Origin of the sequence: Streptomyces montanisoli (assembly GCF_017813245.1) — a bacterium.
Taxonomy (GTDB): domain Bacteria; phylum Actinomycetota; class Actinomycetes; order Streptomycetales; family Streptomycetaceae; genus Streptomyces; species Streptomyces montanisoli.
Genome location: NZ_JAGIQL010000014.1, coordinates 11,564 through 31,072, shown reverse-complemented (window position 1 = coordinate 31,072; position 19,509 = coordinate 11,564). Strand labels below are relative to the sequence as shown.

18 protein-coding genes are annotated in these 19,509 nt (G+C 72.0%); 6 read left to right on the top strand and 12 right to left on the bottom strand.

Annotation, left to right across the window (positions count from 1 at the left end; all coding sequences use genetic code 11):
- The first annotated feature begins 175 nt into the window (after window positions 1-175).
- Complete coding sequence (locus tag JFN87_RS05850) at window positions 176-2,530, top strand: terpene synthase family protein (protein WP_307865319.1); 2,355 nt, start codon at window positions 176-178, stop codon at window positions 2,528-2,530.
- A 114-nt stretch (window positions 2,531-2,644) separates the two neighbouring features.
- Here JFN87_RS05850 and JFN87_RS05845 read toward each other — a convergent pair whose 3' ends face one another.
- Entirely contained in the window at window positions 2,645-3,331 is a 687-nt protein-coding gene (locus tag JFN87_RS05845; protein ID WP_209338803.1) for an NADPH-dependent F420 reductase, read from the bottom strand.
- 106 nt (window positions 3,332-3,437) lie between these two features.
- Between JFN87_RS05845 and JFN87_RS05840 the strand changes: the two genes are divergently transcribed.
- Entirely contained in the window at window positions 3,438-3,974 is a 537-nt protein-coding gene (locus JFN87_RS05840; protein WP_209338802.1) for a flavoprotein, read from the top strand.
- A gap of 47 nt (window positions 3,975-4,021) precedes the next feature.
- Here the strand turns inward: JFN87_RS05840 and JFN87_RS05835 are convergent, their stop codons facing one another.
- Window positions 4,022-5,311, bottom strand: coding sequence for an MFS transporter (locus tag JFN87_RS05835; RefSeq protein ID WP_209338801.1), 1,290 nt, complete (start codon window positions 5,309-5,311; stop codon window positions 4,022-4,024).
- A 138-nt stretch (window positions 5,312-5,449) separates the two neighbouring features.
- On the bottom strand, window positions 5,450-7,303 hold the full coding sequence (locus JFN87_RS05830) for a discoidin domain-containing protein (RefSeq protein WP_209338800.1): 1,854 nt from the start codon (window positions 7,301-7,303) through the stop codon (window positions 5,450-5,452).
- A 197-nt stretch (window positions 7,304-7,500) separates the two neighbouring features.
- Here JFN87_RS05830 and JFN87_RS05825 point away from each other — a divergent pair, with 197 nt between their 5' ends.
- Together JFN87_RS05825 and JFN87_RS05820 are read left to right on the top strand one after the other, a co-directional pair.
- Window positions 7,501-8,340, top strand: coding sequence for an alpha/beta fold hydrolase (locus tag JFN87_RS05825; RefSeq protein ID WP_209338799.1), 840 nt, complete (start codon window positions 7,501-7,503; stop codon window positions 8,338-8,340).
- A 22-nt stretch (window positions 8,341-8,362) separates the two neighbouring features.
- A complete protein-coding gene (locus JFN87_RS05820) occupies window positions 8,363-8,896 on the top strand; it encodes a TetR/AcrR family transcriptional regulator (protein WP_209338839.1) in 534 nt (177 codons plus the stop codon).
- 6 nt (window positions 8,897-8,902) lie between these two features.
- On the opposite strand, the gene JFN87_RS05815 is transcribed toward JFN87_RS05820, so the two are convergent.
- Window positions 8,903-10,507 (bottom strand): MDR family MFS transporter, encoded by a 1,605-nt coding sequence (locus tag JFN87_RS05815; RefSeq protein WP_245178812.1) that lies wholly within the window; start codon window positions 10,505-10,507, stop codon window positions 8,903-8,905.
- A gap of 113 nt (window positions 10,508-10,620) precedes the next feature.
- Between JFN87_RS05815 and JFN87_RS05810 the strand changes: the two genes are divergently transcribed.
- A complete protein-coding gene (locus JFN87_RS05810) occupies window positions 10,621-11,247 on the top strand; it encodes a TetR/AcrR family transcriptional regulator (protein WP_209338797.1) in 627 nt (208 codons plus the stop codon).
- Here the strand turns inward: JFN87_RS05810 and JFN87_RS05805 are convergent.
- Window positions 11,236-12,516, bottom strand: a complete 1,281-nt coding sequence (locus JFN87_RS05805; RefSeq protein ID WP_372449188.1) for a metallophosphoesterase — start codon at window positions 12,514-12,516, stop codon at window positions 11,236-11,238. The genes JFN87_RS05810 and JFN87_RS05805 overlap by 12 nt on opposite strands.
- Before the next feature lie 171 nt (window positions 12,517-12,687).
- Here JFN87_RS05805 and JFN87_RS05800 point away from each other — a divergent pair, with 171 nt between their 5' ends.
- Window positions 12,688-13,359 carry a snapalysin family zinc-dependent metalloprotease gene (locus JFN87_RS05800; RefSeq protein ID WP_209338795.1) on the top strand — a complete coding sequence of 224 codons (672 nt, stop codon included), beginning with the start codon at window positions 12,688-12,690 and terminating at the stop codon, window positions 13,357-13,359.
- Between the two features lie 33 nt (window positions 13,360-13,392).
- Here the strand turns inward: JFN87_RS05800 and JFN87_RS05795 are convergent, their stop codons facing one another.
- The 7 genes from JFN87_RS05795 to JFN87_RS05765 all read right to left on the bottom strand — a co-directional run bounded on the left by JFN87_RS05795 (window position 13,393) and on the right by JFN87_RS05765 (window position 19,347).
- A complete protein-coding gene (locus JFN87_RS05795; protein ID WP_209338794.1) occupies window positions 13,393-14,205 on the bottom strand; it encodes a sulfite exporter TauE/SafE family protein in 813 nt (270 codons plus the stop codon).
- The gene (locus JFN87_RS05790; RefSeq protein ID WP_209338793.1) at window positions 14,202-15,044 is read right to left on the bottom strand and encodes a GntR family transcriptional regulator; all 843 of its coding nucleotides are present in this window, start codon (window positions 15,042-15,044) and stop codon (window positions 14,202-14,204) included. The genes JFN87_RS05795 and JFN87_RS05790 overlap by 4 nt, the downstream gene beginning before the upstream one ends.
- A 78-nt stretch (window positions 15,045-15,122) precedes the next feature.
- Window positions 15,123-16,454: an FtsX-like permease family protein gene (locus JFN87_RS05785; protein ID WP_209338792.1), complete on the bottom strand. Its 1,332-nt coding sequence runs from the start codon at window positions 16,452-16,454 to the stop codon at window positions 15,123-15,125.
- Between the two features lie 71 nt (window positions 16,455-16,525).
- Window positions 16,526-17,227 (bottom strand): ABC transporter ATP-binding protein, encoded by a 702-nt coding sequence (locus tag JFN87_RS05780; RefSeq protein ID WP_209338791.1) that lies wholly within the window; start codon window positions 17,225-17,227, stop codon window positions 16,526-16,528.
- A complete protein-coding gene (locus tag JFN87_RS05775; protein ID WP_209338790.1) occupies window positions 17,224-17,757 on the bottom strand; it encodes a PadR family transcriptional regulator in 534 nt (177 codons plus the stop codon). Before JFN87_RS05775 ends, JFN87_RS05780 begins: the two co-directional genes overlap by 4 nt.
- 124 nt (window positions 17,758-17,881) lie before the next feature.
- Entirely contained in the window at window positions 17,882-18,451 is a 570-nt protein-coding gene (locus tag JFN87_RS05770; protein ID WP_209338789.1) for a hypothetical protein, read from the bottom strand.
- A gap of 107 nt (window positions 18,452-18,558) precedes the next feature.
- Complete coding sequence (locus JFN87_RS05765; RefSeq protein WP_209338788.1) at window positions 18,559-19,347, bottom strand: glycosyltransferase family 2 protein; 789 nt, start codon at window positions 19,345-19,347, stop codon at window positions 18,559-18,561.
- Window positions 19,348-19,509: the final 162 nt, after the last annotated feature.

Genomic DNA, 19,509 nt, shown 5'->3' with positions numbered 1-19,509 from the left:
TCCGGGCCCTCCGGGCACCCCACGGCGCGACGAATACAAGAGTTCGATGTGTTCATATGACTGTTTTGTGGTGCGGATGGCGGACATCGGGCGGGGGTAGTGCTGAGCCGACCCGGAAATTCGAGGAATGCCCGGGACCTGACCTCCGGGAATCCTCGGGAAAGGCCGCTCGCCCGTGACACAGCCTTTTGAACTGCCGGATTTCTACATGCCGTATCCGGCCCGACTCAATCCGCACCTGGAGGAGGCGAGGGAGCACACCAGACACTGGGCCAGGGACATGGGGATGCTGGAAGGCTCCGGCATCTGGGAGCAGAAGGATCTGGAAGCCCACGACTACGGGCTGCTGTGCGCCTACACCCACCCCGACTGCGACGGCCCCGCCCTGTCGCTCGTGACGGACTGGTACGTGTGGGTCTTCTTCTTCGACGACCACTTCCTCGAGGCGTTCAAACGCGACAGGAACCGCGAGGGCGGCAAGGCGTACCTCGACCGGATGCCGGCCTTCATGCCGATGGACCTGGCCGACGGGTTCCCCGAGCCGACGAACCCCGTGGAGGCGGGCCTCGCCGACCTGTGGGCCCGCACGGTCCCCAGCATGTCGATGGACTGGCGCCGGCGGTTCGCCAAGAGCACGGAGAACCTGCTCAACGAGTCCCTCTGGGAGCTGTCCAACATCGACGCCGACCGGGTGTCGAACCCGGTCGAGTACATCGAGATGCGGCGCAAGGTCGGCGGCGCGCCCTGGTCCGCGGGGATCGTGGAGTACGCGGCCGGCGCCGAGATCCCCGCCGAGCTCGCCGGCACGCGGCCGCTTCTCGTGCTGCGCGACACGTTCTCCGACGGCGTCCACCTGCGCAACGACCTCTTCTCGTACCAGCGCGAGGTCGAGGAGGAGGGCGAGCTGAGCAACGGCGTCCTCGTCCTGGAGACATTCCTCGGCTGCACGACCCAGGAGGCCGCCGACGCGGTCAACGACCTGCTGACGTCACGCCTCCAGCAGTTCGACAACACGGCCCTGACGGAACTCGGGCCCCTCTTCGCCGAGAAGGCCACGAGCCCGAAGGGCGTCGCCGACACCCTCGCGTACGTCAAGGGCCTCCAGGACTGGCAGGCCGGCGGCCACGAGTGGCACATGCGCTCAAGCCGGTACATGAACGGCGGCGGCCCGAAGGACGCGTACCCGCCGCTGCCGGGCGGCGGCCTCGCCGGTCTCTACGGGGCGCGGTTCGCGATGACGCCCGCCGGGCTCGGCACGGCCGCGTCCGACTACCTGAAGACGCTGACGGCGGGCGGCGAGGCGCGCCTTCGCAGCCACGCCCATGTGCCGTTCCAGAAGGTCGGCCCGTCCGTGGTGCCGGATCTCGGGATGCCGTTCGAGGCGAGCCTCAGCCCCCACCTGGACGCCTCGCGCGAGCACGTCGTGGAGTGGGCGCACCGGATGGGCCTGCTGACCGAGCAGCCGGGCGTGCCGAACTCGGGCGTGTGGGACGAGCGGCGGCTGCGCCGCATCGACCTGCCCCTGTGCGCCGCAGGCATCCACCCGGACGCGACGCCCGAGGGCCTCGACCTGACGTCCGACTGGCTGACGTGGGGCACGTACGGGGACGACTACTACCCCGTCGTCTTCGGCACGGCACGCGATGTGGCGGGCGCCAAGGCGTGCAACGAGCGCCTGCGGCTGTTCATGCCGCTGGACGCGGGCGACACACCGCCGCCCGGCAACGCGCTGGAGCGCGGCCTCGCGGACCTGTGGACACGTACGGCGGGGCCGATGGACGACAACGGCCGCCAGGCGTTCCGCAAGGCCGTCGACGACATGATCGACAGCTGGCTGTGGGAGCTCGCCAACCAGACGCAGAACCGCGTCCCCGACCCCGTCGACTACATCGAGATGCGGCGCAGGACCTTCGGCTCCGACATGACGATGAGCCTGTGCCGGATCGGCCTCGGCGACACGATCCCCCAGGAGGTGCTCGACAGCGGCCCCGTACAGGCACTGCAGAACGCGGCGCAGGACTACGCGTGCCTGCTCAACGACGTCTTCTCCTACCAGAAGGAGATCGAGTTCGAGGGCGAGGTGCACAACGGTGTCCTCGTCGTGCAGAACTTCTTCCGCTGCGACTACCCGACGGGGCTGCGCATCGTGGTGGACTTGATGCACGGCAGGATGCGCCAGTTCCAGCACGTGGTGGCGAACGAGCTGCCGGTCGTCCGCGACGACTTCGACCTCGACGCGGACGCGCGCGCGGCGCTCGACGGCTACGTCAAGGAGCTGGAGAACTGGCTGTCGGGCATCCTCGTCTGGCACGAGGGCTGCCACCGGTACAGGGAGTGCGACCTGCTGGAGGACCGTCCCGAGCCGCGCTGGCTCCCGCCGACGCTCACCGGCGCGGGCACGGCCGCGGCGCGGGTCCGGCTGCCGTCCCCGCTGGGCATCGCGGCCGTTGCGGCGGTCGCGGCGGAAGCGCCGCCGTCCGCGGAGGCGGACGAGGGCGCGGATGCGGTCAGGGCGGCGGACGTGGCGTAGCCGGCCGCGGGGTGGCGCGGGCTCCGTTCCCGGTGCCCGCGCCGACGGCCGTTCCCCGGCTCGCGGGCCGTCGTTCCCCGGCTCGCGGGCCGTCAGTCCCCGGCTCGTGCGCGGTCAGTCCCCGGCCCGAGCCAGGAACTCCCGTACCAGCGCAGCCGGGGCAGGTCCCGCGTCCTGCTGCGCGAAGGGAGCGTCCTTGTCCTGCGCGTACGGCGCCCCGTACGCGGGCGTCCCCGGCTGGAACAGCCGACCCTTCGCGAGCGGGCCCGCGTCCACCGCGTCGTACCCGAGGATCCCGAGCAGCTCCGTCGCGTGGCGCTTGGCGTCAGCGTCGTCACCCGCGATGGGCAGGGCGGTGCGGTCGTCGGCGCCCGCCGGCCTGCCAAGCGCCGCGAGGTGGCGGAAGAAGATGTTGTTGAACGCCTTGACGACGTGCGCCGACGCACCCAGGTGCTGCTGGAAGAGCTCGCTGCTCGTCGTGGTGCCGTCGTCGAGGCCCTCGAACCGCCCGTCACGCTCGGGGTAGTAGTTCATTGTGTCGATGACCGTCTTGCCCGCGAGTGGTTCGCGCTCCACCCGCGTGTACGCGACGAGCGGGATGGTCACGACGACCCAGTCGCCCGCCGCGGCCGCCTCGGCCGCGGTCGCCGCCCTGGCGCGCGGGCCGAGGTCCGCCGCCAGATCGGCCAGGGTCTCGGGCCCCCGCGAGTTGCTGAGCACCACGTCGAGCCCGCCGTCCACGGCGAGGCGCGCCAGGGTCTTGCCGATGTGTCCACTGCCGATGAGTCCCAGAGTTGCCATGCCTCATCGAACCGCCGGACCGCGGCCGGTGTTCCACGCCGCGCCGTGATGCGATGTATTCGGCAGGCGGCGGGTGTACGGCAGCGAAGGAAAGCGGGTCACTCTGATGGGCGGGGAGTCGAAGGAGCAGGACCACCACACGGGGGAGCGGAAGCGCTTCCTCTACGTGGTCGTGTGCGCGGCGGGCATCGCCGGGCAGGTGGGGCGGCTGATCGCCGCGGCGCAGGAGGACGGGTGGGACGTGGGCGTCGTCGCCACGCCCCAGGGGCTCGGGTTCATCGACCAGGCGGCCGTGGAGGCGCGGACGGGCTACCCCATCCGCTCCGCATGGCGAAAGCCGGGCGACCCGCGACCACTCCCGCCGCCCGACGCGATCGCGGTCGCCCCCGCCACGTTCAACACGATCAACAAGTGGGCCGCGGGGATGTCCGACACCCTCGCGGTCGGCATCCTCTGCGAGGCCTACGGGATGGGCATCCCGATCGCCGCCCTGCCGTGCCTCAACACCGCGCAGGCGGCGCACCCCGCGTACCGGGAAAGCCTCGACAGGCTGCGGTCGATGGGCGTACGGATCGGCTCCTGCGAGCCGGAGTTCCGCTGGGAGGAGGCGCTGGAGCTGCTCGACCCGCCGGCGCGCCCCTGACGGTCCGGGAATGTTTCACGTGGAACCGCGGGGGCGCGTCGGCGTGTTCACGCGCTCGAAGGGGCCGGAGCACCTCCCGTCGCGGGCGGTGCGGACGGCGCGGCGTCCGGAGGCTCGTCCTCACCGAACCGCCGCCCCCGCGCCTCCGTGCCGAGCAGGGTGAGCACGACCATCAGGACGAGCGTCGGCGCCACCGTCACCATCAGCGCCGTCGAATAGCTGTAGTGGCCGGCGATCGACTCCTGGAGTGGCAGGTTCAGGGCGGCGATGCAGTTGCCCAACTGGTAGGTCACACCCGGGTAGAAGCCGCGGATCGCGTCGGGACTCAGCTCGTTGAGGTGCGCGGGGATGACACCCCACGCGCCCTGCACGCACACCTGCATCAGGAACGAACTCAGCGCGAGCAGGCCCGCCGTGCGCGACAGCGCGAAGAACGGCACGAGCGGCAGCGCGGCGATGCCCGCGAACACGATCATCCTGCGCCGCCCGAACCGCTCCGAGTACGCGCCGAGCAGCGGACCGCCGATCATCGCGCCCACGTTGTAGATGAGGGCGATGACGATGGCCGTGTCGGGCGTCATCCCGAGGCCCTTCTTGATGAAGGTCGGGTAGACGTCCTGGGTTCCGTGCGACATCAGGTTGAACGCCGTCATCAGCAGGACCAGGTAGACGAACCGCTTCAGGACCACCGGGTTGCGGAAGATCTTCCGCGCCGGCGTGGTGTTGCGCTTCACCGACTCCTGCCACGCCTCGCTCTCGCCGACCCTGCTGCGTACGAACAGCGCGACCATCGCGGGGATCAGGCTGAACGCGAAGAGGCCGCGCCAGCCGAAGGTGGGCTGGATGAACAGGAAGGCGAGCGCGGCCAGCAGGTAGCCGAAGGAGTAGCCACCCTGCAGCATGCCCGACCAGAAGCCGCGCTTCTCCGTGGGTATCTTCTCCAGCGCGAGGGCGGCGCCGAGGCCCCACTCGCCGCCCATGCCGATGCCGTACAGCAGGCGGAGCACCAGCAGCACCGCGTAGTTGGGCGCGAAGGCGCAGGCGAAGCCGACGACGGAGTAGAACAGCACGTCGACGATCAGGGGTGTTCTTCTGCCGCGCTTGTCGGCCCACAGGCCGAAGAGGAAGGCGCCCACCGGCCGCATGATCAGCGTGACGGTCGTGAGGAAGGCCATGTCGGTCAGCGAGACGTGGAAGTCGTCCGCGATCTCGCTGTAGACGAGCACGACGAGGAAGTAGTCGAAGGCGTCCATCGACCAGCCCAGATAGGCGGCGATGAAGGCGTTGCGCTGGTCCCGGGTGAGGCCGCGCGCTTGCTGCAACACCGTATTCAGCATTCGCGGACGCTAAGACCTGGTGGTAGGCATGTCAACGGTGCGTTGGCGTTCTCGCGGGTCGGCAGGCCGGGCCCCGGCGCGCGCGACGGCCGGGGCCCGGCGATGCGGGAGAGGTGCGGGATGCAGGCGATGCGGTGCTCAGGAACCGTAGACCTGGAACTCCCAGAGCGAGTCGCCGTACTGCGTGGCGCGCGCCGTGCAGTCGACGCGCACGTACCGCCCCGAGCCGGTGACCGGCACGGTCTGCGTGCCGCCCGTCCCGGTGGTCGTCGCGTACACGTCGGTCCACGAGGTGCCGTCGTTGGACGTCTGGATCCGGTAGGCCGTGGCGTACGCGGTCTCCCAGTTGAGGACGACCTTGCTCAGGGTGTGCGTCGCGCCGAGGTCGACCTGGAGCCACTGCGGGTCGGAGAACCCGCTCGACCAGCGGGTACCGGTGTTGCCGTCGACCGCCGCGGCCGGCACGAAGCTGCTGTTCTCGGACGACGACGCGGTGGCCGGCCTGCCCTGCGACAGGAGCGTCCCGCCGCCCGGGTCACCGCCACCGCCACCGTCCGTCGGTGTGCCGTAGAGCGCCAACTCGTAGAGGGAGTCGCCGTACTGGGAGGCTCTGGAGGTGGCGTAGACGCGCACGTACCTGCCCGAGCCGGAGAGCGCGGTGTCCTGGATGTCGGCGGGGCTGTTGCTGTTGGTGTAGATCGTCCGCCAGTTGGTCCCGTCGTCGGACGTCTGCAACTGGTAGGCGGACGCGGCGGCCGCCTCCCAGGTCAGCGTCGCGTGGGTCAGGTCGTACGAGCGGCCGAGGTCGACCTGGAGCCACTGCGGGTCCGAGAACCCGCTCGACCAGCGGGTGGTGATGTCGCCGTCGGTGGCGTTCGACGCAGGGAAGTCCGCGCTCTCCGCGGACGACGCCGTGGTCGGCTTGGCGCGCGCGATGTTCGGCCCAAGTCCTGACTGGCCCGCGGGCGGCTTGTTGTAGACGGCGACGTAGTCGACGTTCATCTGCCCGCCGGAGACCGTGCTCGCGTTGGGGCCGCCGCCGAACGCGCCGGGGAAGCCGCCGCCCATGGCGAGGTCGAAGATGATGAAGTACGAGTGGTCGACGGCGTTGGCCCAGGTCGTGGCGTCCACCTGATCGGCGCGCAGGGTGTAGAAGTTGGTGCCGTCGAGGTACCAGCGGATCTGCTCGGGTGACGTCGACCTGTCGACCTCGACCGCGTACGTGTGGTAGGCCGTCTGGCAGCCGGGGCAGGCGTGTTCGCCGCTGCCTATGCCGCTGGACTCGTTGCAGGGGCCGCCGGGGCTGACCCCGCAGTGCAGGGTGGAGAAGACGGAGCTGCGGCCGTTGACGTCCTCCAGGATGTCGACCTCGCCCGAGCCCGGCCAGGGCACGCCGACACGCAGCGGCGAGCCGAGCATCCAGAACGCGGGCCAGTAGCCCGCCCCGTTCGCGGTCGTGACGTCGGGCTGCTGGATGGACGCCTGCATCCGCACGACACCGCCGGGCTGCGCGCCGAACCCGTCGGCCTGCGTCTCGACTCGGCCGGACGTCCAGCCGGCGCTGGGGTCGGACCCCGAGTGCAGCGCCTTGAGCACGAGGTGGCCGCTGCCGTCCTGGTAGACGTTGGACGTGCTGTTGGTCATGGTCTCGATCTCGCCGGTGCCGAAGGTCCAGCCGGCGCCGGTGTCGTACCGCCAGGTCCCGGTGTCCAGGCCGGTGCCGGCCGGGCCGTTGAAGTCGTCGCTCCAGGTGGTCGAGAACCCGGCGGGCGGCGCGGGCACGGCGGCCTGACGGGCAGAGGCTGACGAGCCCGCTGATCCCGGCGAGTTCGGTGAGCCGTGCGCGGCCGGTGCTCCGGCGAACGCGGCGGGCGCGCCGGCAAACGCCACCGCGGCGGCGGCCAGGGTGGCCACAAGACCGCCGGCCGACCGCCGTCTCCGCCCGGTCCGCCCGCTGTGTTCGCTGCATCCGCGCTTGCGTCTGAACGACATCCGTACTCCTTCACCTCATGGGGGTGCACGGCGGCCGCGCCCGCGCGGGCGCGGCGGCCATGGCAGGGGGAGCTGCGAGAGAGCGCTCTCCGGAGAATCGCCCGGTGTCGCGGCACTGTCAAGGGATGGAGCGTCGTTGACAGCTAAGGCTAATAGCATTAGCTTTTAGCTAACGATATTAGCCAAGGGGAGACGCCATGACCGAGTACCTCGCCGTCGACGGCGGCACGATCGCTTACGAGGTGGCGGGGTCCGGCCCGCTGATCGTCCTCTCGCACGGCATGGGCGACAGCCGCGCCGCGTTCCGCGCCGTGATCCCGCCGCTGGTGGCGGCCGGCTACCGGGTCGCCGCGGTCGACCTGCGCGGCCACGGCGAGTCCAGCACCGGCTGGCCGGCCTGGAGCAGGACCGCGATCGCCGGCGACCTGCTCGCCGTGATCCGCCACCTGGGCGGTCCGGCCGTGCTCGTCGGGCACTCGGTCTCCGGCGGCGCCGCCACCATCGCGGCGGCGCTTGAGCCGTCGCTGATCACCGCCGTCGTCGAGCTGGCGCCGTTCACCCGCAAGCAGTCGGCCGGCCTCGGCGACCTGCGGGTGCGGCGCTTCCGGCGGGGCATGCTGCGGCTGCTCGGCGCGGGCGTGTTCGGCAGCCGCCGGCTGTGGCGCTCGTACCTCGAGGTGGCCTACCCCGGCGCGCGGCCGGCCGGCTTTGCCGAGCGGCTCGGCCGCATCGACTCCCTGCTGCGCGAGCCGGGCAGGATGAAGGCCATGCAGGCCATGGGCCGCAGCGCCCCGACCGACGCCGGCGCACACCTCGCGGACGTCCGCGGCCCGGTGATGGTCGTGATGGGCACGCTCGACCCCGACTGGGCCGACCCGCGCGCCGAGGGCGCGGCGATCGTCGACGCCCTGCCGTCCGGCCTCGGCCGCCTTGAGATGATCGAGGGCGCGGGGCACTACCCGCACGACCAGTTCCCCGAACAGACGGTTTCGCTGATGCTCGCCTTCCTCCGCCGCTCGGACGCCGCCCGTGCCTAGGGCGGGCCTCGACACGGCGGCGGTGGTCGCGGCCGGTGCCGCCATCGCCGACGAGGTGGGCATCGCCAATCTGACGATGGGTCTGCTGGCCGAACGGGTGGGCGTGCGCACGCCGTCGCTCTACAAGCACGTGGCCGGCCAGGAGGATTTGGTCCGGCGCATCGCGGCCCTCGCGCTGAGCGAAGCCGGCGACGCCGTCGGCGGCGCGGTCCAGGGGTACGCGGGGCGCGACGCCCTGGCGGCCGCGGCGCGCGCCTTCCGCGCCTTCGTCCTCGACCACCCGGGCCGCTATGCCGCGACGATCGGCGTCGAGCCGTCAGGTCCCGACGACCCGGTGGCCACCGCCGGCGGTCGGCTGCTCGACGGCTTCACGGCGGTGCTGCGCGGCTACGCGATCAAGGAGCCGGACGTCGACCACGCGCTGCGCATGCTCCGCAGCCTGTGCCACGGCTTCGCCACCCTCCAGTCGGCGAACGGCTTCCAGTGGAGCGCCGAGGTGGACGAGAGCTTCGAGTGGCTGATCGCCTTCACGGACCGCGGCCTGCGGGCTCTCTGAGAGCGCCTACTCGGCGTCGGCGGCGTCGTCGGGCTTGGCGGTCGCGGCCTCGGCCTTGGCGTCAACCGCAGCCTCGGGCTCGGCGGTCGCGGCGAGCGCGGGCGGAGCCGAGGCGGCAGCGGCCGCGGCGGCTGCGGCCAGGACCTGCTTGCGCCCCGGCAGCCATACGCACAGCGCCGTCGCGACGAGCGACAACCCCGACGCCCACCAGAACGCGACGTGAAAGCCCGAGACGACCGCGCCCGCCCCGCCGCCGGAGACGGACCGTTCGAGGACGACGGCGAGCACCGCCGTGCCGAACGACCCGCCGATCTGCTGCGCGGTCCGCGTCAGCACGCTCGAGTGCGCGATGCGGGAACGGTCGAGCCCGACGTACGCGGCGGTCATGACCGGCATGGTGACGGCGCCGAGCCCGGCGCCGCGCAGCAGCAGCCAGAGGGCGAGCAGCCGGCCGTCGCTCGTCGTGTCGGCGAAGCAGAACGGCACGGTCGTCCCCGCGACCACGAGGAACCCGACGACGGCGATGGAGCGGGCACCCACCCGATCGGTGAGCGGCCCGACGATCTGACGGCTGAGCAGCGTGCCGACGCCCTGCGGCACCAGCATGAGTCCGGCGGTCAGCGCGCTCACGCCGCGCACCTCCTGGTAGTAGAGCGGCAGCAGCAGCATCGCGCCGAACAGCGAGAAGCCCGACAGGAACAGCACGGAGGACGCGGACCCGACCGACCGCGCCGCGAGGAGCCGGATGTCCACGAGCGGGTCGCGGCGGCGCAGCGCGTAGAGCGTGAAGGCGACGAGGAAGGCGACGCCGACGGCGAGCGGCGCGACGACGTCCGGGTGGGCGAAGCCGTCGGCGGAGCCGGCGTTCGAAAGGCCGAGGATCACGGTCGCGATGCCCGGGGCGAGCAGCACGAGCCCCCGCACGTCGAGCCGTGGCCGCGCTTCCGACCGCGGCCGCGCTGCCGCGGTGGGTCGCGGCCGCGCTTCGGAGCCGGGCCGTGGCCGTGCTGCGGAGGCGGCCGGCGAGTCGTCGGCGAGGCAGAGGCCCGCGAGTATCAGCCCGGCCACGCAGAACGGCACGTTGACCCAGAACATGAAGCGCCAGCTCAGGTCGGTGATGATCGCACCGCCTGCGAGCGGCCCGAGGATCGGCCCGAGCAGCGCGGGCAGCGCGACCCAGGCCATCGTGCGGCCGAGCGCGCGTCCCCCCGCCGCCTGCATGATGAGCGTCGTCATCACCGGCAGCATCAGGCCGCCGCCCAGCCCCTGCACGACGCGCCAGCCGATGAGCGACCCCGCGTCCCACGCGAGACTCGACCCGATCGAGGCGGCGAGGAAGACCGTGAGGGCGAACATCCAGACCCGCTTGCCGCCGAAGCGCGCGAGCGCCCAGGTGCTGAGCGGCACGGCCACGCCGAGGGCGAGCATGTAACCGGTGGCCACCCACTGGATCGTCGAGACGGGCACGTGCAGGCTCGTCGAGAGCCGGTGCAGCGCGACGCTGACGATCGTCGTGTCGAAGACCACCGCGAGCGCCCCGACGACCAGGACCATCGCGGTCCTCAGCACCTTCGGGTCGACTCTGCCGTTCGCGGGTGCATCAGCGGACATCACGGACATAGCGCCCCCATTAAGAGTTGCGTTCATTCCTTAGTGTTGAAAGTAGGCGCCATAGCGAAGGAATGCAAGCTTCTCTTATTCGGGTATCTCCTATCCTGGTGCGCATGACGAGCGAGCAGACCGCCCCCGCCGAGCCGGCGCCGGACGCCGTCAAACGCCGGCGCCGAGGCGCCGAACTCGAGCGCGCACTCCTCGCCGCGGCCTGGGACGAGCTGGTGGAGGCCGGCTTCGCGAAGCTGACGATGGAGTCCGTCGCGGACCGCGCGAAGACCGGCGTGGCGGTGCTCTACCGCCGCTGGACGGACAAGAACGACCTCGTGCTCGCCGCCATCCGCCACTACGGCGACACCCACCCGGTCGCCGTCCCCGACACCGGCAACCTGCGCGACGACATGGTCGCGCTGATCGAGAACCTCAACGCGGGACGGACGGAGCTCGCGGCAGTCGTCGGCGCGACGTTCGCGGGCCTGCACGACAGCGCGGGACTCACCCCGGAGGACGTCCGCCGCATCGTGCGCGGCGACGGCCCGTGGCGGTCGGACGAGGTGTTCCACCAGGCCCACGAGCGAGGCGAGATCGACCTCGCGCGGATCCCTCAGGACGTGCGGGACCTGCCGTTCCAGCTGGTGCGCCACGACATCCTGACGACGCTGCGGCCGCTGTCGGCCGAGCGGATCCGGTCCATCGTCGACGACATCTTCTGGCCGCTCATCAGGTCGTCACAGGCCTGAACGCCCCGGCGAACGCCCGGAGGCTCCCGGCTCGCTTTCCGCCGCGCCGCCCGGCCGCAGCGTGAGCAGCGTGATCTCGCTCGGTGCGAAGACCCGGAAGGGCGGGCCCCAGAAGCCGGTGCCGCGGCTGGTGTAGAGCCGGGTGCGCTCACCGTGCCGGCTCAGGCCGTGCACCACCGGCTGGTCGACGCGGACGAGGAAGTTGAACGGCCAGATCTGGCCGCCGTGAGTATGCCCGGAGACCTGCAGGTCGATGCCGGCCGCGGCCGCCTGATCGACGTACTTGGGCTGGTGGGCGACGAGCAGTACCGGCCGCCCGGGGTCCGCCCCCGCCAGCGCGCCGCTCAGATTGGCGCGGTGCCCGGCCAGGCCGGACGACTCCGCGGTCACGTCGTCCACACCGGCGAGTACGAGGTGGTCGCCGCCGCGCTCCACGACGACATGGCGGTTGTGCAGCGGCTCCCAGCCGAGCTCCGCCATGCGGTCGAGCCACCCCTGGGCCTCGCCGAAGTACTCGTGGTTTCCGGTGACATAGACCCTCGCCAGCCGTGACCGGATCGTCCCCAGCGGCGCGGACTGCTCATGGCGCTGGGCCGGGGTGCCGTCGGCGATGTCGCCGGCGTGGACCACGACGTCCGCGTCGAGCGCGTTGACGGCCTCGGCGACACGCCTCGACCAGCCGGCCCGGTCGATCGGCCCGAAGTGCGTGTCGGCCAGCACCACGACGCGGGTTCCGTCCAGGCCGCCGCCGAGCCGCGGGACATGGACGTCGAGCCGCTTCACCCGCGGCACGCGCATCGCCTCGTAATGCCCCCACGCCAGCAGCCCGGCGGACACCACGGCGACCGCCACGGCGATGCCCCTGGCACGCTCGGCGCCGCCGATGCCGAGACCGATCAGCGCGAGATGTACGAGTCCGCCCAGCACCGACCAGGTGAACAGCACCCAGACCGCGCCGAGGGAGGCGTCCGCGACGCGTGCCGCCCGGTCGTTGCGCCGCCGCCCGTGGCCCGCGGCCATGAGGAAGGGGAAGGCGGCCATCGAGCAGGCGAAGACGACCGTGCCGGCGACGAAGACGGGCAACGGCCAGCCGGTGCCGCCGGCGAACAGCGTCCACCACGGCAGGAAGAACAGCAGGACGAGGACGAGGAGGACCACGGCTCCGCCGATGCGCCGGCGCAGCGAGCGCGAGGCGCGCGGGCTGCCGCCCTCGTCTGAGGGCGACCGGACCTCGTCGGACCCCGCTGCGATGGATTCGCTCTCTGCCACTGCGCTGCCTCTCACGTAAGCCCCACGGCCGGTACTCATCGTCCCATGAAGACGGACGCACCCAACTGGGCTCCTGTGAGGCCCACTTGTGACGCGAGTCGGCGACGTGGTGCTCTTGATGCTCGCAGGCAACCGACGTCAGGAAGGGGAACGAGTCTCGTGATCAAGCAAATGGCAGCAGTTGCGGCACTGATCCCGGCCATGCTGGGCGTCACGTCCGCCGCCGCTTCGGCGAATCCGGCGCACGCGGCGCACGCGGCGCGTCCGGCGCACTCGGCACCGAAGGCGGACGCGGCGAATCCGGCGCACCCGGCGCGTCCGGCGCACTCGGCACCGAAGGCGGACGCGGCGGTGGTCACTCTGACCTATGACGCCAGCCGGGCAGGACGGTGGGCGGGCGCGATCAGCCAAGGCGCGCGGAACTGGAACGCGGCGGTGCACAACGTGCGCTTGGAGCCCGCGACTTCGCCCGGCTCGGCGAACTTCGTCTACGTGGCGACCAGCGGCTGGCCCCAGACGACGCTCGGCCCGATCGTCCCGGGCGGCAGGAGGGGCGAGGTGCAACTGGGCCAGGAAGCCGTCGACGAGGGCTACGCCATGACCCGTGTCGCGGCGCACGAGACCGGGCACATCCTCGGGCTGCCCGACGACTACAGCGGGCCGTGCTCGGAGCTGATGTCAGGACACGGCCCGGGCCCGTCGTGCACCAACGCCGAGCCCAGCGCGGCGGAGGCGGCGCAGGTCGACCGCAACTACGCGGGCAGGGCGGCGGCGTTGGCCCCGAAGCGGCAGCAGATCGTGATCGATGTCTGGCACGCACCGGCCCTCGCCGGCGCACACTGACGGGCTCGTTCCGGCTGCTGTGCCGTCCGGGGTTCACCCGTGGCCGACGAGGTAGAGAGCGAGCACGCCGAGCGTGACGACGAGGGCGTTCCTCAGCGCGCGCGTGGGCAGGGCGTGAGCGATCTTCCACCCGACGAGCACGCCCGCGAGTTCGGGCAGGCCGACGAGGACGGCGAGGGGCCAGTCGATCGTTCCGTGCACCAGATAGCCGACGGTGCCGACGGTGGCGATCACGATCGACTGCGCCTGCGCACACGCCAGCGAGCGGAGCACGGGCAGGCCCGCCGCGGCGAGCAGCGGCACGGCCAGCATGGGACCGCCGACGCCCACGATCCCGCTCAGGACCGACACCGCGAGCCCGAGGGCGACGATCAGCGGCGTCGGCGGTGTCGCCGCTTCCGTCTCTGCCGCCCCTGCCATCGCTCCCGTCGCTCCCGTCGGCGGGGAGGCGGGCTGCGTGCCGTCCGTGTGGTTGGCGCGGTACCAGACGAGGCCGGCGGCCGCCGCGACCACGCAGCCGAGCACGACCGCGAACGCGTGCCGCGACACCGCGGTCCCGGCCAGCACGCCGAGCGGCGTCCCGACCAGGGCGGTCGCGGCCAGGACCAGCGCCATCCGGCGGGTGGCCGGCTCGCGCAGCTGGCCCGAGCGTGTGTAGGCCGCTGTGCCCAGAGCGCCCGTGGCGACGTGAGTGACGATGGAGGTCCCGGCGACCTGGGCGGGCGACAGCGACGTCAGGGCGAACAGCCCGATCGTGGGCAGCACGCCCCCGGGACCGACGGCCGTGATGCCGACCCCGCCGACCAGGCCGATGGCGCCCAGCAACACCAGCCCGGCCGCGCTCAACGCCGCGCCTCCGGCCCGCGATACAGGGTGGCCCGCAGGCTCATCCGGTCGGCGCGGATGCGCAGCGTCTCGACGTCGACCGGCGTCCCGTCGGACAGGCGCGTCAGCCGGTCGATGACGAACACCGGGGCCCCGGCGGGCACTTCGAGCAGCGCCGCGGTTCCGCGATCCGCGACGGCCGCGCGCACCTCGATCTCGGCCCGGCCCAGCGGGCAGCCGATGGCCTCCTCGATCACGGCGAAGATGTCCCGGCTCTCCAGGTCGCCCCGCAGCACGCCGAGGCCGACATCGGCGCTGAGGTAGGTGCTGTCTAGCGAGACGGGCGAGCCGTCGACGCGACGAACCCGCTCGATGTGCACGGCACCGGCCCCGGGGTCGAGGCGCAACTGCACGCGGACCTCGGCGGGCGGGTCACTGACGACCTCCGCGACGAGGACCTCGTTGGTGACGGTCCCGTGTCCGGCCAGCGCCTCCGCGAGACCCTCGAGCCGGCCGAGGCCGTGCCCGTACGTCGGCGTCACCACCACGGTGCCCACCCCGCGGCGACGCGTGACCAGGCCCTCGTCACGCAGCATCCCGAGCGCCTCGCGGACGGAGTTGCGGGACGCGCTCAACCGGTCGGCGAGGCTGTGCTCGTCAGGCAGCACACCGCCGAGGACCCCGTCGGAGATCTGCTGGCGCAGCGCCTCGGCCACCCGCCGCGCCCGCTCGGCCCTCGGCCGGGTCGACACCCACTCGGCCGGCACGCGCCGCGCACCCGCACCCGCCGACGCGGGCCCGCGTGGCGCCCTTGCCTGCCCCCGCGCCTCCCCCTTCTCCTTCTCCTCGATCTCCTCCATCAGGCCCAGCATAGGACAGCTCCGCCAGAGTTCCGCCACTGGTACGCCAGAGTTCCGCCACCACTATCTTCGCGACGCTCAAGCGTGCCTGAGCTCCGCCGGCCGCGCCGAGCGACGCAGCAGGGGCAGCGAGGTGGCCACGGACAGGAGGCAGGCGGCGAGCATCAGCGGCGGGACGGCCAGGGCCGTGTACGGCACGGTGAATTCGTGTCCGACGAGCGACGCGTACCAGATCCCGACGACCAGCCCGCCCGCGCCCGCGATCAGCAGAGCCGGTGCCAGTGGCAAGGCGGTCTCGAGGAGTACCGCATGGCGCAGGACCTTCCGCGGCACGCCCGCGGCGACCTGCCGGGCGAGTGCCCGGCGCCGGGCGGCCACGGATTCGGCGGCGCTCACGGCGACCGAGACGAGGACGATGAGGAGACCGACCAGCACCGCCGCACCCGCCAGGTCGATCCCGGCGGTGTAGAAGTCCAGGTCGGTGGGGCCGTAGTCGTTGTGGTGCAGACCCTCGAGCAACGCTTTCCGTACGCCCACGAAGCCGGTGCCCGCCACCGTCACCAGCAGGACGGCCGCATGGGTGCGCGCCGCGGCCCAGGGATCGGCGGACAGCCGCTCGGCGGCGATCAGCAGGGCCGGACTCTCGGCGCGCGCCGCGTACCGGCGTCCTGCCAGCCTGGCCATGCCACCGCTCACCCCCAGGGCCCCGGCGCCGACCAGGAGCAACACCCAGAACAGGAACATGGGAGCCAGCCCGGCCGCCCCGTACGCGGGCGCGAGGATGCCGCCGCTCACGGCCACCACGACCAGGAACACGCCCAGTGCGAGGGCCCGGCCGCCGCCTCGTCCACCGCGCAACCTTCGCACCTCGCCGAGGGGCGACGCGACCACCCGGCGCAGCGCGGTCAGGCTCACCGCCACGCCCACGACCGGGACCGCGAGCAGGACAGCGGCCACCAGCCACCACAGCCGAGCCGGCGGGCGGCCCGCGTAGAGCACGCATGCGGCCACGGCTGCGGAGCCAACGATCGAGCCCGCCAGGCAAGCAACTCCGGCCTCCAGTGCGGCGATCCGCCGTACCCGAACCGGCGCGGCGCCCGCCAGGCGCAGCCGGGCCATACGGCGATCGCGGTGCACGGCGCCCAGCCGGGCGCACTGCCCGAGGAAGCCGAGGCCCGGTACCAGCAGAAGCAGCAGTGCCAGGAGCACACCACTGCGCTCGCCCGGAGCGTCCAGCAGGCCATCGGTGAGCGAGAGGTGCACGTACCCGTGTACGGACGCCACGGCAGCGGCCATCGCACCGAAGGCGGCCACACCGGCCGCGCCCACGGCCGTGAGGCCGATCCGCCACCATTCACGCCGGTCGGAACCGCTGGTCAGCAACCAGGCCAGCCGCAGATCCGCTCTCACACCGCCACCACTCACACCGCCACCGCTCACACCGCCACCACTCGCGCCGCCACCTCTCACGCCAACGCCTCTCACGCCGACACCTCCAGGGCGCCCGTCCGGCCGTCCGTCAGCCGGATCTCACGGTCGGCATAGGCGGCGATCGTCGCGTCGTGCGTCACCAGCAGCACCGCCGCGCCCAACTCCCGTGCGGCGGCGGTCAGCTCGGTCATCACCTGCTCACCCGCGAGCGAGTCCAGTGCTCCTGTCGGCTCGTCTGCGAACACGATCCTCGGGCCGGTGACCAGAGCACGGGCCAGGGCTACGCGCTGTTCCTGGCCGCCGCTGAGTTCGCCGGGGCGTGCCTCGGCCCGGTCCAGCACTCCGAACCGCTCCAGCCAGGAATGCGCCTGACCATGGGCGGTGCGTCGATCCGTCCCGCCCAGGATCAGTGGAAGGGAGACGTTGTCGACCGCTGTCAGCTCGGGGATCAGCTGCCCGAACTGGAACACCACCGCGAACTGGGTCCGGCGCAGCTCGCTGAGCCGATCCTCGGACGCGTGGGCGAGGTGCTCGTCGCCGTACATCACCTGCCCGTGGTCGGGGCGGACCATCCCCGCCATGCAGTGCAGCAGGGAGGACTTACCGCTGCCGCTCGGGCCTGTCACCGCGACGATCTCGCCGGCTCGCAGCTGTGCCGACGCGCCGCGCAGCGCGGGGGTCGAACCGTAGGCCTTGTACAAGCCCCTTGCTGCGAGCAGCGGTTGGCCGTGCGCGGACTCGGTGGTGTTCACGTTGATTCGACCTCCGCGGTCAGGGTGGCGAGCCGGTCGGCGGTGGTCGTCATCCAGCGCAGATCGGCGTTGAGGTGGGTGAGGGCGTAGTCCGCCGAGAGCACGGTGGTGAGGTCGGCGTCCTTCGCGGACTTCACCGCCGTGAGCTCTCGCATCCGCTGCATGTGCGAGGCCCGCTGCGCTGCCAGGTAGGCCGCCGGGTCACCGCCGGACAGGATCGCGACGACGACCTTCGCGAAGATCTCGTTCGCGACGAACGGCGCGGACGGCGTGACGGACCCGGCCCAGTCGGCGAGTTCGCGGGCGCCGGCGTCCGTGCTGCGGTACATGGTCCGCTCGGGCCCGCCGTCGGAACCGGTCTCCTCGACCTCGGCGAGCCCGTCCCGCACCAGGCGCTGCAGCGTTGTGTAGACCTGCCCGAAGGCGAGCGGCCGGGCCTGCGGGAAGCGCTCGTCGTGCCGGTGTTTGAGGTCGTATCCGTGCCTCGGGCCCATGGCGAGCAGGCCAAGGAGGATATGGCGGGTGCTCATGGGGCCACACTATTCACTCAGTACATGTACTGAGTGAATAGTCAGGCAAAAAGTTGGTATCGAGTGCCTCGGCCGAGAGCCCCAAGGGCCCGAGAGCCCAAGAGCACGAGGGCCCGAGAGCGCGCTACTCGCCGGCCGCGTCGGCGTCCTGCCGGGCGGCCGGCAGCAACAGGTCGCGTTCCGGGTGCTGTTCACCGGTCACGCGCCCCCGTACGCCGAGGTCCGCGCGCGCTGACTCGTGGAAGGTGTTGATGGCGCGGAACGCGACACGGTTGCGCTCCCGCCACTCCTCCAACGTGCCGGTCACCTTGCCGTTGGCCTGCCAGTCGATCGCACGCACCGCCGCGTGCAGCTCGTGCGCGGCCTCGACGACGTCGTCCCCGCCGAGGAGCATGATCTGCTCGAAGGACCGGCCCTGGAACCGCTCGGCCTCGGCCAGGTCGGCGACCAGCTCGGTCTCGGGGATGTCGCTGAGCCGCAGGCCCTCGCGGTGCTCGTAGAGCCTGACCGCCAGGAAGATGCCCGTCCGCACGCGGTCGACGAACTGCGAGTAGGCGTCGAGCTTGCGGTTGTCCCATCGTGTCAGCAGCTCGTACTTGACCTTGCCGCGCTGCGTCAGGTGGTTGGTGAGGTGCGTCGTGAGCGCACCGAGCAGCACGGCCACCACCGTCACGATCTGCTCGCCGGTTCCCAAGTCGTCCCCCAGAGACCCGAGTCAACTGCGTCCTTTGCATCCCTGGAGAATCTTAGAAGCCCAAGAGGCTTGCCGCACCCGGTGATTGATCCCTCGACCCCGGCCGCTCACGACATCGGGTACGTCCATCCCAGGTGCGACAGCTGAAGAGCCCTGGCTTCCACGACGGCCATCCGCGCCCCGCGTTCGGCTGGGTTCGTGTGGGCTGCCTGGTGGGTGGTCTGACCAGGCCATTTGCGATACAGCATGCCGACGTCCGGGGTGAACCACCCGGTGCTCACGGCGTTGAGCGCGAGCAGCAGCCCGGTGTCCTCCGAGGCGGGCAGCGCCATCCACCCGCCGAGCGCGACGACCAGCTCCCGGCGTGCGAAGAGCGTCGCCGGGTGGACCTGGGCCCGGTAGCCGTTCGCCCGCCAGAACTCCAGGACCGCCCCGCGCTCGATCGGCCCCGCATCCGGGTCGGACGGGAAGCCGGCGGTGCTTCCGTCGGGCAGCAGGTCCAGCACCCGGGACGTCGCCCAGCCGATGGACGGGTCCGCTTCCAGCGCCGTCAGATCGCGCGCCAGAGCTCCCGGGAGCAGCTGGTCGTCGGCGTCCAGGACCTTGATGTACGCGCCGTCCGCCCGCGCGAGCGCCAACGTACGCGCCGTGGCGGGACCACCGCAGCGCCCCTGCGTGAACGTCACGCGCGGATCGTCGGGCACGTACTCGGCGACTTCGCCGGTCATGCCGTCCTGCTGGACGACCCAGTGCCACTCGCAGCCTTCGGGCAACTCCTGGGCGCACAGGGACTTGTACGCCTCGGGCAGAAAGCGAGCGGACGGCCCGTGCACGGCGGTGACGACGCTGACGCGCGCGGGCGGGCGCACCGCGATCCGCTCGTGCGCCTTGGCCATGGATGCTCACCGTTCCGTCGTTCGCAAGAGGCAGATTACGGCTCGGCAGGAGAACTTGCGCACGGGAACGTGCGTGCCACGGCCGAGGGGCCCGGGTTCCGCCGACTGGCGCGGGCGGAAGATGGACAGTGCTCTACCAGAGCGAATGAGACCGGAGTCAGA

Coding starts and splice junctions, on each gene's coding strand:
- JFN87_RS05845 (WP_209338803.1), bottom strand. CDS start 3,331: ATGGCAACTCTGGGACTCATCGGCAGTGGACACATCGGCAAGACCCTG.
- JFN87_RS05840 (WP_209338802.1), top strand. CDS start 3,438: ATGGGCGGGGAGTCGAAGGAGCAGGACCACCACACGGGGGAGCGGAAG.
- JFN87_RS05835 (WP_209338801.1), bottom strand. CDS start 5,311: ATGCTGAATACGGTGTTGCAGCAAGCGCGCGGCCTCACCCGGGACCAG.
- JFN87_RS05830 (WP_209338800.1), bottom strand. CDS start 7,303: ATGTCGTTCAGACGCAAGCGCGGATGCAGCGAACACAGCGGGCGGACC.
- JFN87_RS05825 (WP_209338799.1), top strand. CDS start 7,501: ATGACCGAGTACCTCGCCGTCGACGGCGGCACGATCGCTTACGAGGTG.
- JFN87_RS05815 (WP_245178812.1), bottom strand. CDS start 10,507: ATGTCCGCTGATGCACCCGCGAACGGCAGAGTCGACCCGAAGGTGCTG.
- JFN87_RS05810 (WP_209338797.1), top strand. CDS start 10,621: ATGACGAGCGAGCAGACCGCCCCCGCCGAGCCGGCGCCGGACGCCGTC.
- JFN87_RS05800 (WP_209338795.1), top strand. CDS start 12,688: ATGGCAGCAGTTGCGGCACTGATCCCGGCCATGCTGGGCGTCACGTCC.
- JFN87_RS05790 (WP_209338793.1), bottom strand. CDS start 15,044: ATGGAGGAGATCGAGGAGAAGGAGAAGGGGGAGGCGCGGGGGCAGGCA.
- JFN87_RS05775 (WP_209338790.1), bottom strand. CDS start 17,757: ATGAGCACCCGCCATATCCTCCTTGGCCTGCTCGCCATGGGCCCGAGG.
- JFN87_RS05765 (WP_209338788.1), bottom strand. CDS start 19,347: ATGGCCAAGGCGCACGAGCGGATCGCGGTGCGCCCGCCCGCGCGCGTC.